14 protein-coding genes are annotated in these 12,092 nt (G+C 67.6%); 9 read left to right on the top strand and 5 right to left on the bottom strand.

Annotated features, from left to right (window positions below; translation table 11 throughout):
- The first annotated feature begins 5 nt into the window (after positions 1-5).
- On the top strand, positions 6-392 hold the full coding sequence (locus tag ACI3KU_RS11350) for a DUF1304 domain-containing protein (protein ID WP_404922422.1): 387 nt from the start codon (positions 6-8) through the stop codon (positions 390-392).
- 35 nt (positions 393-427) lie between these two features.
- Positions 428-1,456 carry an NADP-dependent oxidoreductase gene (locus tag ACI3KU_RS11355; RefSeq protein WP_404922423.1) on the top strand — a complete coding sequence of 343 codons (1,029 nt, stop codon included), beginning with the start codon at positions 428-430 and terminating at the stop codon, positions 1,454-1,456.
- A 53-nt stretch (positions 1,457-1,509) separates the two neighbouring features.
- Here the strand turns inward: ACI3KU_RS11355 and ACI3KU_RS11360 are convergent, their stop codons facing one another.
- Positions 1,510-2,229, bottom strand: a complete 720-nt coding sequence (locus tag ACI3KU_RS11360) for a hypothetical protein (protein WP_404922424.1) — start codon at positions 2,227-2,229, stop codon at positions 1,510-1,512.
- A 139-nt stretch (positions 2,230-2,368) separates the two neighbouring features.
- Between ACI3KU_RS11360 and ACI3KU_RS11365 the strand changes: the two genes are divergently transcribed.
- The 3 genes from ACI3KU_RS11365 to ACI3KU_RS11375 all read left to right on the top strand — a co-directional run bounded on the left by ACI3KU_RS11365 (position 2,369) and on the right by ACI3KU_RS11375 (position 5,662).
- Positions 2,369-3,712 (top strand): uracil-xanthine permease family protein, encoded by a 1,344-nt coding sequence (locus tag ACI3KU_RS11365; protein WP_404922425.1) that lies wholly within the window; start codon positions 2,369-2,371, stop codon positions 3,710-3,712.
- Between the two features lie 129 nt (positions 3,713-3,841).
- A complete protein-coding gene (locus ACI3KU_RS11370) occupies positions 3,842-4,618 on the top strand; it encodes a GNAT family N-acetyltransferase (RefSeq protein ID WP_404922426.1) in 777 nt (258 codons plus the stop codon).
- Between the two features lie 216 nt (positions 4,619-4,834).
- Complete coding sequence (locus ACI3KU_RS11375) at positions 4,835-5,662, top strand: endonuclease domain-containing protein (protein ID WP_404922427.1); 828 nt, start codon at positions 4,835-4,837, stop codon at positions 5,660-5,662.
- Positions 5,663-5,803: 141 nt separating this feature from the next.
- Here the strand turns inward: ACI3KU_RS11375 and ACI3KU_RS11380 are convergent, their stop codons facing one another.
- Both ACI3KU_RS11380 and ACI3KU_RS11385 read right to left on the bottom strand, forming a co-directional pair.
- The gene (locus tag ACI3KU_RS11380) at positions 5,804-6,808 is read right to left on the bottom strand and encodes a LacI family DNA-binding transcriptional regulator (protein WP_404922428.1); all 1,005 of its coding nucleotides are present in this window, start codon (positions 6,806-6,808) and stop codon (positions 5,804-5,806) included.
- An 11-nt stretch (positions 6,809-6,819) separates the two neighbouring features.
- Positions 6,820-8,340, bottom strand: coding sequence for a GH1 family beta-glucosidase (locus ACI3KU_RS11385; RefSeq protein WP_404922429.1), 1,521 nt, complete (start codon positions 8,338-8,340; stop codon positions 6,820-6,822).
- 135 nt (positions 8,341-8,475) lie between these two features.
- On the opposite strand from ACI3KU_RS11385, the gene ACI3KU_RS11390 reads away from it, so the two are divergent.
- Both ACI3KU_RS11390 and purQ read left to right on the top strand, forming a co-directional pair.
- Positions 8,476-8,724, top strand: a complete 249-nt coding sequence (locus ACI3KU_RS11390) for a phosphoribosylformylglycinamidine synthase subunit PurS (RefSeq protein WP_404922430.1) — start codon at positions 8,476-8,478, stop codon at positions 8,722-8,724.
- Positions 8,721-9,428, top strand: a complete 708-nt coding sequence (gene purQ / locus ACI3KU_RS11395) for a phosphoribosylformylglycinamidine synthase subunit PurQ (protein WP_404922431.1) — start codon at positions 8,721-8,723, stop codon at positions 9,426-9,428. The genes ACI3KU_RS11390 and purQ overlap by 4 nt, the downstream gene beginning before the upstream one ends.
- Positions 9,429-9,524: 96 nt before the next feature.
- Here purQ and ACI3KU_RS11400 read toward each other — a convergent pair whose 3' ends face one another.
- Positions 9,525-9,956 carry a DUF1761 domain-containing protein gene (locus ACI3KU_RS11400; protein ID WP_404922432.1) on the bottom strand — a complete coding sequence of 144 codons (432 nt, stop codon included), beginning with the start codon at positions 9,954-9,956 and terminating at the stop codon, positions 9,525-9,527.
- Between the two features lie 82 nt (positions 9,957-10,038).
- On the opposite strand from ACI3KU_RS11400, the gene ACI3KU_RS11405 reads away from it, so the two are divergent.
- Both ACI3KU_RS11405 and ACI3KU_RS11410 read left to right on the top strand, forming a co-directional pair.
- Positions 10,039-10,974: a 2-hydroxyacid dehydrogenase gene (locus ACI3KU_RS11405; protein WP_404922433.1), complete on the top strand. Its 936-nt coding sequence runs from the start codon at positions 10,039-10,041 to the stop codon at positions 10,972-10,974.
- Between the two features lies 1 nt (position 10,975).
- A complete protein-coding gene (locus ACI3KU_RS11410) occupies positions 10,976-11,170 on the top strand; it encodes a hypothetical protein (RefSeq protein ID WP_404922434.1) in 195 nt (64 codons plus the stop codon).
- A gap of 107 nt (positions 11,171-11,277) precedes the next feature.
- Here the strand turns inward: ACI3KU_RS11410 and hemQ are convergent, their stop codons facing one another.
- Positions 11,278-11,985: a hydrogen peroxide-dependent heme synthase gene (gene hemQ, locus ACI3KU_RS11415; protein WP_404922435.1), complete on the bottom strand. Its 708-nt coding sequence runs from the start codon at positions 11,983-11,985 to the stop codon at positions 11,278-11,280.
- Positions 11,986-12,092: the final 107 nt, after the last annotated feature.

The following is a 12,092-nucleotide window of genomic DNA, read 5'->3' on the forward strand; positions in this document are numbered from 1 at the left end:
ACCCCATGGTGATCGCAGGACTGATCCTCACCGGCATCGCAGCGCTCGTCCACGTCTACATCTTCGTGATGGAGTCGCTGACGTGGACGACACCGCGCGTCCGCGCGACCTTCGGCTTGAGCGAAGAGGAAGCTCACGCCACGAAGGAGATGGCCTACAACCAGGGCTTCTACAACCTGTTCCTCGCGATCGTCGCGGCCGTCGGCATCATCGCCTTCGCCACCGGCGCATCGGCGCTGGGCGCGGGGCTGATGTTCGCAGGCGCCGGCTCGATGGCTGCCGCCGCGCTCGTGCTGTTCCTGTCGAGTCCCGACAAGCGCGGCGCTGCCCTCAAGCAGGGCGTGATCCCCGCTCTCGCCGTGGTGCTGCTGGCCCTCGGCCTCGCGTTCTGATCACTCGCGCTCCCCATTTCAGAAAAGAGAGTTCCATGTCCACTGCCCTCAGCACCCAGATCCGTCTCGCGAAGCGCCCCGTCGGGTGGCCCACGCTCGAGGATTTCGAGACCGCCGAGGTGACGTATGACAGCCCGGCGGCCGGGGAGGTGCGCGTACGCAACGAGTTCGTCTCCGTCGACCCCTACATGCGCGGTCGGATGAATGACGTGCGCAGCTACGTCGCCCCCTACGCCCTCGGCGAGACGATCCTCGGCGGTGCGATCGGTCGCGTGGTCGAGTCGAATGCGCCCGAGCTCGCGGTGGGCACGCTCGTGCTGCACCAGCACGGCTGGGCCGACGTCATCCAGGCTCCCGCGGCCACGTTCCGCGCTGTGCCGGACCTGCCCGGTGTCCCCTCGTCAGTGCGCCTGCACATCCTCGGCATGACGGGCCTGACCGCCTACGTCGGCCTCACGACGATCGCCGGGATGAAGCCGGGCGACACGGTGTTCGTCTCCGGCGCTGCCGGCGCCGTGGGTACCGCGGTCGGTCAGATCGCCAAGCTCCTCGGCGCCGGACGGGTGATCGGCTCGGCCGGAAGCGCGGAGAAGGTCGCACTGCTCACCGAGAAGTACGGCTACGACGCCGCGTTCAACTACAAGGACGGTGATGTGCGCGCCCAGCTCGCGGCAGCCGCATCCGATGGGATCGACGTGTTCTTCGACAATGTCGGCGGCGATCACCTCGAGGCGGCTCTGGACGCGTTCAACGACGATGGGCGCGCGGCGCTCTGCGGCGCGATTGCCGAGTACAACACGACCGGTCGCACGCCCGGACCCGACAACCTCGCCAACATCATCACCCGCGGCCTCACGCTCACCGGGTTCACCCTGGCGAAGCACCTCGGCGTCGCGCCGGAGTTCTTCGAGAAGATGACCGGCTGGTTCGGCGACGGACAGATCGCGTACGACGAGACGATCGTGGACGGCATCGAGCACACCGTCGATGCCTTCCTCGAGATGATGCGCGGCGCGAACACGGGCAAGATGCTGGTGCGCATCGCGCCGGCCGACAACGCCTGACGATTTCGGGCGACGCCTCACGAAGCGTCGCCCGAAGGTCGTTCCGGTCCGACTCAGTCGCAGTTCGCGCAGACGCCCGTCGCCGGAAGCACCATGAAGCAGGTGGGGCAGAACGAATCCTGACGCTCCACCTTCACCAGGCGGGGTGCGCGCGGCTCCGCGGCGGCCCGCGGGGCGCGCGCACCCGAGGCGGACGAGCCGCCTCGGATCGGCGACAGTGCCTCCACGATCGCGCTCACGCGCACGGGCAGCTCGATGCCCTGCGGCCGACCGTCCTCCTCGCGGTAGGCGATGTACCCGCGACCGATCAGGTGCGGCGGCTTCCCGGAGCGCGGCTTGGCACCGATGTACGCGCGGCTCGCGGGAATGAAGAACTCGCGATAGTTGCGGTTCACCAGGAAATCACGGATGGCCGGAAGATTCTCCACGGGGATCGGGAAGCGCGCGAGCGCAGCGTCGAACGTGGGAAACATGTCGGCGGACTTGGCGTCATCCGGAGTGGTCACCACGTAACCGAGCGCACCCAGCTGCCCGGCCGCGCCTTTCAGTCCTGCGGCCACCTGGCGGCTGGCGAGAGGCTCACCGTGCTGGTGCCCGTAGGCGGAGGCGAACAGCGCGCGCGTGTCGTAGCGACCGGCGCCCACAATCACGAATGACTCGTTGGCATCCGGAAACCCGTACTTCAGAAGAAACAACTCCCGACCCAGCGAACTGAACTCGGCGATCGCCGCTTCGACGGCATCGCGGTCGGTGAGAGAGGAATAGGAGGGCATAAGACGACGCTAACGCGTCCGGTGGCCCTCGGGCTCATGCAGCGGGGGCTCCGACCCGCGTCGTCGCCCCGTACAGCCAATGCTCAGTTTCGATAAAGTGATGCAGCGGTTCCGTCCTTCACCCCTGAGGAGTCCCTCCATGCCCCTGTGGTCCGTCTACGGCAACGGTCGCACCGTCGCACCCGGCGATGTCGTCAAGCCCGAACAGCGCCTGAGCTGGCCCGCCACCATCGCCATGGGAGGCCAGCACGTCCTCGCGATGTTCGGTGCCACCTTCACGGTCCCGATCCTCACCGGCTTCCCGGTTGCGACCACTCTGCTCTTCAGCGGTATCGGCACGATCCTCTTCCTACTGCTCACGCGCAACAAGCTGCCCAGCTACCTCGGTTCGTCCTTCGCCTTCCTCGCCCCGGTCATGGCCTTCAACGGCGGCGGACGCCTGGAGAGTCCGGAACAGATCGCGATGGCCCTCGTCGGCATCGTCGTGGCGGGTGTGGTGCTGGCCGGCATCGGCTTCCTGATCCAGGCGGTCGGCGTGAAGTGGATCGACCGCTTCATGCCCCCGATGGTCGCGGGCACGATCGTCGCCCTCATCGGCCTCAACCTCGCGGGCGCGGCCTGGAACAACTTCAAGGCGGCGCCGCTCACCGCTGTGATCACGCTGGCCGCGATCGTGCTGTTCAGCGTGGTGTTCCGCGGATTCCTGGGTCGCATCTCCATCTTCCTCGGAGTAATCGTCGGCTACATCGCCGCGGTGATCCAGGGTGAGGTGAAGTTTGAAACCGTCGCCGCCGCGGACTGGGTGGGCCTTCCGCAGTTCCACCTGCCGGCCTTCACGGAGCCCGCAGCCTGGTCGGGCGTGCTGATGTTCCTGCCCGTCGTGCTGGTGCTCATCGCCGAGAACGTCGGCCACGTGCGCGGTGTCGCCGCCATGACCGAGGACCCGTCGATCAACCAGTCCACCGGCAAGGCGCTCTCCGCCGACGGCATCTCCACCGCCATCGCCGGCATGTTCGGTGGCTCGGGAACCACCACCTACGGCGAGAACATCGGCGTCATGGCCGCCACGCGGGTCTACTCCACGGCGGTCTACTGGGTCGCGGGTGTCGTCGCCATCGTGCTGGCGCTGTCGCCCAAGATCGGCGCGCTGTTCAACACCATCCCGATGGGCGTGCTCGGTGGCGCCACCACCGCCCTCTACGGCCTCATCGGCGTGATCGGCATCAAGATCTGGGTGGACAACCGCGTCGACCTGTCACGTCCGGTCAACCAGCTCACCGCCGCCGTCGGTCTCATCGTGTCCATCGGCGGCTTCTCGGCGGTGTTCGGCGGCATCGAGTTCGGCTCGATCATCCTCGCGACCGTCGCGGTCCTCGCGATCTACCACCTCGGCAATCTCATCGCCCGCGCCCGCAAGACCGGCGCCGACGACGGCGGTCCCATCCCTGCCGTCGGTCCCCTCGGCGGCGACCCGGAGAACTGACGCTCCCCCCGCGTTGCTGAGCGCACGTCGTCTCGTCGCTCGCGCTCAGTAACCGTGCGGCGCGACGGAGGAGCGGCCCTGCGCGAGCACGCGCCAACCTCCCCCGTGCCGACGTTCTACGCTGGATCGGTGACCGATCTCCTCGCCGCGTATGACACACACCTCCGCACCGCCGCCGAAGTGCGGGGCGCCACCTCCGTGGAACGGCTCGGTCCGCTCTGGGTGGCGCGCTACGAGGGTGGTCGCCTCTTCGTGACGTACGCGGAACTGGATGATCCCGCGGCCCGCGTGGCGGAAGTCGCCGCCCTCATTGCGGCGGACGATTCGATCGTGCAGGCCGAGTGGAAGACGCGCTCCCACGATCATGCCCCGGGGCTGGAAGAAGCCCTGACCCGCGCCGGCTTCGTGGCTGAAGACAGCGAGTCGGTGATGCTCGGTGATGCGGACACTCTCGTGGACGTCCCCACCCCCGCGGGTGTGACGGTGCGCCAGATGATGACGCCCGCCGACCTCCGCGCGGCGCTGGACATGCAGGATGAAGTGTTCGGCGGCACACCCTACGCCGAGCGCCTGCTGCCGGAGATCCTGGAGCGTCAGGCTCGCGGCGACGGCGTGGAAGTGTGGGCTGCGGAGGTCGACGGTCGCCTCGTCAGTGTCGGGCGCATCGATCCGATCCCGGGCACGGCGTTCGCGGGGATCTGGGGCGGTGCCACGCGTGCGGAGTATCGCGGTCGCGGCATCTACCGCGCGCTCACAGCCGCCCGTGCCCGTTCCGCCATCAGCCACGGTGTGCGCTGGATCCACTCGGACTCCACGGAGTTCTCGCGTCCCATCCTGGAGCGCGCCGGGCTGGTCACGGTGACCACGACAGTGCCGTGGACCTGGGAGCGCAGCCCCGCCGCCTGACCCGCGCGTTCACCGCGAACGCATGAACCTGCGCCCAGTCCATGAGCAAATCCGCATTCGCCTCATGGATTCAGCCCATGTTCATCAGTTCGCCGCATCCGACCCACGATCGACCCGAGCCACCGGAGCGTGCATCTTCGCCTCCCCAGGCAACATTTCGGCGGTGCGGCCTGTGGATGGCGCTTTCGGCGAGACGGCAGACGCTCACCATGGCACATGAACCTACGCACCTGGCTAGAAGAGCACCACCCCATCGGCCACCGTCGCCGACTCCGAGAGGCAGGATTCGACGATCGAGCGATCCGACGTCAGCTCGTCGACGGCATCGACACGATCGGTCGCAACTGGGTGGCGCTCGCCGACGTGGATCCAGCTTTCCGCGCCGCAGCACAAGTCAATGGTCAGGTGGCATGCGTCTCGGCTGCGCGCCTGCGCGGATGGTGGGTGCCGCCGTCGCTGTCGGAGATTCATGTCCATGTGGCACCCAGCTCGGGGAATGCCGCCGACGGGTTACGGATCCACCGGTCTCGATCCCTCCTGCCCACGCGCGTGGGCGACGTCATCGAGTCGGTGGAGGACACACTCCAGCACGTCCCCCGCTGCCTCGATGAGCAGGCAGCATATGCCGTGTGGGAATCAGCGTCGCGGCGTGAGAACCTGTCCCCCGACGCGCTGCGGCGCATCCCGTGGAACTGGACGGTTGCCCATCAACTCGCGGCGACCGTCACCGGATTGCCTGACTCCGGCCTGGAGTCGCTCCTGCTTCACGGCCTGCGCCCGCTCGGACGGGAGCTTCGTCCGCAGGCATACGTCGCCGGGCATCGGGTGGATCTCCTCATCGACGAATGGCTGATCATCCAGGTCGACGGCTACGCGTTTCACTCATCATCCGCCGACCGTGGACGCGACGTGGCTCATGACGCCGAACTGCTGCTGCGCGGCTACGGTGTGCTGCGCTTCACGTATGCACAGGTGGTGCACGACTGGCCGAATGTCCAGCGAACGATCCGACGCGCACTCCTGACCGGCCCCTTGCGCCGCTGATATGTGCCGAGCCGCACGGATCTCCGGCCACGATTCGGTGTCGCGGATCAATGAGCCTGCACCGAAATCATGAGGCGATCGCGAAATCCCTCATGCGTCCGGCGCATGTTCATGCGCTCGCGACACGCGCATGCCGGGGGCTCAGACGGAATCGCGGACGATGAGCTTCAGCTCCACGAAGCTGGCGCGCGGCGGCCGCTCACCGGCGAGCAGCTCGATCAGCCTCTGTGCGACCAGTTCCCCGAACACGGGCTGTCGGATCGTTGTGAGCTGAGGCGTCATCTGCGTGGCGACGGGAGCATCGTCGAAGCCGATCACGGCCACGTCCTCCGGGATACGCAGCCCGGCCTCGCGCAGCACCGTCACGGCCCCCTTGGCCATGAGATCGCTCGCGGCGAAGACCGCGTCAGGGATTCCCGCGGCGAGAATCTTCCGCATTGCGGCCTCGCCGCCCAGCTCCGAGAAGTCCCCGAAGGCGACCGTGCCCTCGGCCAGTCCCGCGTCGGTGAGCGCCTGCCGATATCCGCTCAGGCGGTCAATGCCTGCGGGCATGTCGGCAGGGCCGGCAATCGTGGCGATGCGGCGACGACCACGCTCGATCAGGTGCGCCGTAGCGAGCCGACCGCCCTCGATGTTGTCAGCGTCCACGTAGTAGTCCGCCGCATCGGCACGCTTGTGCGTGGGCCGACCGCCGAACACCACCGGCACCACATCGGCGATGCGGTCGACGAAGGCGTCGCGCGAGTGGTGCGACACCACGATGACACCGTCCACGCTGCCGCCGCGGAGGTACGCGATGGTGCGCTCGGCGGTGTTCTCGCCTGCAAGCACCATCGTGAGCACATAGTCGGACTCCGTGAGTCGGCGATGCACGTCGGCGACCACGGCGGCGATGAACGGGTCGCCGAAGAAGCGCGACACGTCTTCCGGCACGACCAACGCAATCGCCTTGGTCTGCCGACTCGCCAGCGAACGTGCGAGCTGATTCGGCACGTACCTCAGCTGCGCGATCGCGGCGCGCACACGCTCCTCCGCGGCAGCGCTCACCGAGGGGGAACCGTTCACCACGCGGGACACCGTCGATCGCGAGACGCCGGCCACGGCCGCGACCTCCTCGATGGTCGCGGGAGTCGACGGTTCCGCCACGTGGGCCTCTTTCAGCTCAGAAGGTAGCGCGGAACAGCCGACGGCGTCGGCACGTCGATCGATCGTTCCGCAATGATGCGACGATACTCCAGCGCGCTGTCCTTCAGTGCGCGCTCCTGGGTGGCGTAGTCCACCCGGACGATGCCGAACCGCTTCTCATACCCCCACGCCCATTCGTAGTTATCGAGCAGCGACCAGTAGAAGTAGCCGCGCACGTCGACGCCCGCATCACGCGCATCGAGGATTGCAGCCACGTGGCGACGCAGGAAATCCACGCGATCAGCGTCGTGCACGCGCGTGACACCGTCCTCGACGACGGCCTCGTCGTCATATGCCGCCCCATTCTCGGTGACGAAGAGCGTGGTGCCGGTCGGCTGCGCGTACTCGTCCCATACCCGGTGCAGCAGGCGAGTGAGCCCCTCCGGCTGTACTTCCCAGCCCTGGCCGGTGCGCGCAAGAGCACGATCCACATGGAAGATGTTCTCGTCTGCCGGGAACGGCGACCGTGTCTCGCGCGAGGTGGGCGCTTCATTCTCCGGTGCCGGGTTGTCGGTCGGTGCGCCCGCGACGAACTCGCCGTGATAGTAGTTCACACCGAGAGTGGTGAGCGGGACGGCGATGACGTCGAGGTCACCCGGCCGCACCGCTGCTTCGAACCGCGCCACCGCCTCCGCATCCACCTTGCGGACGTCCTCGACGATGTCCGCCGGGTATGCGCCGCGGAACACAGGATCCAGGAACCAACGGTTGAACTGCCCGTCGACGCGACGCGCGGCATCGCGATCGGCGTCCTTGTGCGGGTCGACGGGATCGGCGACCGTGAGGTTCAGCGTGATGCCGAGGTTGAGCGACTCATCGCGGCGGCGAAGCTCAGCCACCACCTGCCCGTGCCCGAGCAGCAGGTGGTGAGAGGCCAGCATCCCCTCGGCCACGGACGTGTGCCCGGGAGCGTGCGCACCGGCGGTGTAGGAGAGGAAGGAGGAGCACCACGGCTCGTTCAGCGTCGTCCACACCTTCACTCGGTCGCCGAGTGCGTCGTGCATGGTGAGCGCATACTCGGTGAACAGGTCACTGGACTCGCGCACGGTCCAGCCGCCGCGCTCCTGGATGGCCTGCGGCATGTCCCAGTGGTACAGGGTCAGCCAGGGCAGAATGTCCGCGTCCAGCAGCTCGTCGACGAGGCGCTTGTAGAAGTCGACGCCCGCCTGGTTCACCGCACCGCCATCGGGACGCACGCGCGACCACGACGTGGAGAACCGATAGGTCTGCAGACCCAGTTGCTTCATCAGCGCGACATCCTGGGGGTAGCGATGGTAGTGATCACATGCCACCTCTCCGCTGTCGGCGTTGATTACGGCACCCGGCACCTGGGAGAACGCGTCCCAGATGGACGCGGTGCGGCCGTCTTCGAATGCGGCACCCTCGATCTGGTAGGCAGCCGTAGCGGCACCGAACAGGAAGTCGTCCGGAAAGGAGCGAACGGCAGTGGACATGAGACCCCCGGGGATCGAATCGGCTGACAGCTGTGGCATGCGCTGGGAGCGCTCCCATAATCCTCTCATGGCGGGCCGGAACCGCAAGGGCAGACCTGACGTGGGCGGTCGAACCGCCCCGAACCCGCGGGTAGACTGGTCACGACCGCCGTTCGCGTCCACCTCGGAGCCATAATGCCCACCATCGTCGTCGACGTCATGCCGAAGCCCGAACTCCTCGACCCGCAGGGCAAGGCGGTGAGCGGCGCCTTCGCCCGCCTCGACGTCGACGCCTTCACCGGTGTGCGCATCGGCAAGCGATTCGAGCTGACCGTCGCGGGCGAGGTGACCGAGGAGATCCTCGCCACCGCCCGCAAGGTCGCCGAAGACGTGCTCAGCAACGCCGTGATCGAGGACGTCGTGGGCATCGAGGTGGTCGAGTGACCGCTCGCATCGGGGTCGTCACCTTCCCCGGTTCGCTGGATGATCGCGATGCTCAGCGCGCGATTCGTCTCGTCGGTGCCGAGCCGGTTGCCCTGTGGCATGCCGACCACGACCTGCAGAACGTCGACGCCGTCGTCCTTCCGGGCGGATTCAGCTACGGCGACTACCTGCGCGCCGGAGCCATCGCCGCCCTCGCACCGATCATGACCGAGGTCAAGGACGCCGCAGGCAAGGGGATGCCCGTGCTCGGCATCTGCAACGGATTCCAGATGCTGGTGGAGGCACATCTGCTTCCCGGGGGCCTGATCCGCAACGCCCACCAGCAGTTCATCCGTCGCGACCAGCGGCTCCGCGTCGAGAACGCCGACACCGCATGGACCAACGCCTTCTCCGAGGGCGACGAGATCATCATCCCGCTGAAGAACGCCGACGGCGGCTACATCGCCGACGACGAGACGCTCAAGCGACTGGAGGGCGAGGGTCGGGTGGCGTTCCGCTACATCGGCATCAACCCGAACGGCTCCCTCAACGACATCGCCGGCCTCACCAACGAGGCGGGCAACGTGGTAGGCCTCATGCCGCACCCGGAGCACGCCGTGGAGCCGGGCTTCGGCCCGAACACCACCGTGGCCATGCGCTCGGGCGAGGACGGCATCAGGTTCTTCGAGTCCGCGATCGCAGCGATCGCCCGCGTCGCGGCCTGAGACCGCACGAACGGCCCTGCATCACGCAGGGCCGTTCGTCGTCTCACACAGGTTTCACACGGTGCCGGCGTTGGTTCACACGGTGCCGGCGTTGGTTCACACGGTGCCGGCCGGAGGCCAGACGCCGATGATCACGGCCATGACCACCACCGTGACCAGCTCGTGCGCCACGTTCATCAGGGTGAGCGCGGGCGGGCGACCCTCGAAGGCGTCGTGCGTGATGAAGCGCGCCGCCGTGAATCCCGCCCACAGCAGCACACCGGTCACGAGCGCCGACACCAGGTAGCTGCCCTCGTAGAAGTGCCAGGCGATGGTGGTGGATCCCGCCAGCACCCAGGACGTGATGAAGCTCACCACCACGGTCACCAGGATCGGCGTGACGGCGCTTGCTCCCTCGCGATGCGGGTCGACCTTAGCCAACGCCATCCACTTCGTGCCGAACACCTTCGGCGTGTACCAGACGCTGCCGACGATCATGGTCGACAGCGTCGCCAGGATGACTGTCCAGTAGTTGATTTCAGGGACCATGCTCGTTCTCCTCGGGTCGGGATGACGCGAGCATAGCGATCACACGGTGCTCACGGGGGTGGAATCGCAATAGGGTCGAATCATGTCGAAGCTGAGCGTGTCCGTGCCCACCGAACGACTCGAGCGGGATGTGCGCGCCCGCCTCACCCCGCAGCAGATCGAATCAATTGATCTGTTCGTCTGGGACATGACCGATCCCACTCCCCGTCAGCGCATCGACATCGTCGTTCCGCCCTACATGACGGCCCGCAACGCCCTCCCCCGCCTCGCCGACGTGACGACGCGACTGGTGCAGAGCCAGTCGATCGGCTGGGACGACGTGCCGAACCACCTGCCTGCGGGCCACGTGTTCGCCAACGCGGCCAGCGTGCACGAGACCGCGACCGCGGAACTCGCTCTCGCGCTCACGCTCGCGGTGCAGCGGCGCCTGCCCGAGTACGTGCGCCAGCAGGACGCGCGCGAGTGGCGCGGGCGGTTCGCGAACGGGCTCGCCGACTGCCGTGTGCTGCTGCTCGGCTACGGCGGCGTGGGCAAGGCGACCGCCGCGCGCCTCGATCCGTTCGAGGTGGAAGTCATTCCCGTCGCGTCATCGGCACGGACCGAGGACGGCCGGGAGGTGCACGCGATGAGCGAGCTGCCCGAGCTGCTGCCGACGGCCGACATCCTCATCACCACTCTGCCTGATACCCCCGACACCCGTGGGCTCATCGACGACGCGGCGCTGTCGGCGTTGCCTGACGGCGCGCTCGTGGTCAACGTCGGGCGCGGGCCGATCATCGACACCGATGCGCTCCTGGACCACCTGCAGCGCGAGCGGATCCTCGCGGCACTCGACGTCACCGATCCCGAGCCGCTGCCGGCCGAGCACCCCCTGTGGTCCGCGCCCGGCGTGCTGATCTCCCCGCACGTGGGCGGTGCGTCCGCGGCGATGCAGCCGCGCATCGCGAAGCTCGTGGCCGACCAGATCACCCGCATGCTGGACGGTGAAGACGCCCGCAACGTGGTGTATTCCAGCTGAGGTGAGCACCTCCGTCCCGTTCGAGTGGTCTGAAGCTGGCCGTTCGGCGCGGATCAGTCGCGGCGGGACGCTCGTGACGGTGGTGGGTGGGGAGACTGGCCGCCGGCTCCTGGCGCGCCCCGGCGTCTCGGACATGAGCGCCCAGGCCCTGCTCCAGCGCGCGACGGGCAACGACAAGCGAGGCAGCGAGCGCTGATCGACGGCTGCTATGCACTGGCGATGAGTCGCTGACGAGTCTCGGGTCTCCGAGCTGCTTCGAGAGATCCGCCCGTCACCATGGCGGAATGAGTGCCTCGCCGCCCCTTACAGGAAGCGGGCGAACAGCTCCGCAGGCTCCGCGCGCGGGCCGGTGAAGAAGGGAATCTCCTCCCGCACGTGACGGCGCGCTCCGGTGGCGCGCAGCTCGCGCATCAGATCGACGATGCGCACGAGCTCGTCCGCCTCGAACGAGAGCAGCCACTCGTAGTCCCCGAGCCCGAAGGCCGCCACCGTGTTGGCGAGGACGTCGCCATAGTCGCGGGCTGCAGCGCCGTGTTCGCGCAGCAGCCCTGCCCGCTCAGCGTCGGGGAGCAGGTACCACTCGTACGAGCGGACGAACGGATAGAGACAGATGTAACCGCGCGGGGCGTCGCCGGCGAGGAAGGCGGGCACGTGTCCGCGGTTGAATTCGGCGGTGCGGTGCACACCGACAACCGACCACACCGACTCGAGCCCGCCCTGGGCTGCGTCGATGACGGCGCGGTACGCGGCCTGCAGGTTCTCCACCGTCGGTCCGTGCCACCAGATGAGGACATCAGCGTCCGCACGGAAGCCTGACACGTCGTAGGTTCCACGCAGCGTGACATCGTCGGCCGACGACTCCAGAGCCCGCACCACCTCCGCGGGCGTGCCGTCTCCAGCACGGGTGGCGCGCAACACCGCGTACATCGTGAACACGGTGGATGCGTTGACCGCCTCGGCAACGGCCGAGTGGTCGACAACGGGGCGGGAAGGGGTGCTGTTGTCGCTCATGGAATCTCCTGCACGCTCAGTCTTCGTGACGGTTGAGCATCCACCAAACCTATCATCAGATGAAGTCTTTCATCTGATGATCTCCCGTCCTTCAGTCACCCTGTAGG

This window comes from Microbacterium sp. ZW T5_56, from assembly GCF_044987425.1.
Classification (GTDB): Bacteria; Actinomycetota; Actinomycetes; order Actinomycetales; family Microbacteriaceae; genus Microbacterium.

What these genes read in the sequence shown, in the direction of transcription:
- ACI3KU_RS11350 (WP_404922422.1), top strand. Translation starts at nt 6, where the DNA reads ATGGTGATCGCAGGACTGATCCTCACCGGCATCGCAGCGCTCGTCCAC.
- ACI3KU_RS11355 (WP_404922423.1), top strand. Translation starts at nt 428, where the DNA reads ATGTCCACTGCCCTCAGCACCCAGATCCGTCTCGCGAAGCGCCCCGTC.
- ACI3KU_RS11360 (WP_404922424.1), bottom strand. Translation starts at nt 2,229, where the DNA reads ATGCCCTCCTATTCCTCTCTCACCGACCGCGATGCCGTCGAAGCGGCG.
- ACI3KU_RS11365 (WP_404922425.1), top strand. Translation starts at nt 2,369, where the DNA reads ATGCCCCTGTGGTCCGTCTACGGCAACGGTCGCACCGTCGCACCCGGC.
- ACI3KU_RS11375 (WP_404922427.1), top strand. Translation starts at nt 4,835, where the DNA reads ATGAACCTACGCACCTGGCTAGAAGAGCACCACCCCATCGGCCACCGT.
- ACI3KU_RS11385 (WP_404922429.1), bottom strand. Translation starts at nt 8,340, where the DNA reads ATGCCACAGCTGTCAGCCGATTCGATCCCCGGGGGTCTCATGTCCACT.
- ACI3KU_RS11390 (WP_404922430.1), top strand. Translation starts at nt 8,476, where the DNA reads ATGCCCACCATCGTCGTCGACGTCATGCCGAAGCCCGAACTCCTCGAC.
- ACI3KU_RS11400 (WP_404922432.1), bottom strand. Translation starts at nt 9,956, where the DNA reads ATGGTCCCTGAAATCAACTACTGGACAGTCATCCTGGCGACGCTGTCG.
- ACI3KU_RS11405 (WP_404922433.1), top strand. Translation starts at nt 10,039, where the DNA reads ATGTCGAAGCTGAGCGTGTCCGTGCCCACCGAACGACTCGAGCGGGAT.
- hemQ (WP_404922435.1), bottom strand. Translation starts at nt 11,985, where the DNA reads ATGAGCGACAACAGCACCCCTTCCCGCCCCGTTGTCGACCACTCGGCC.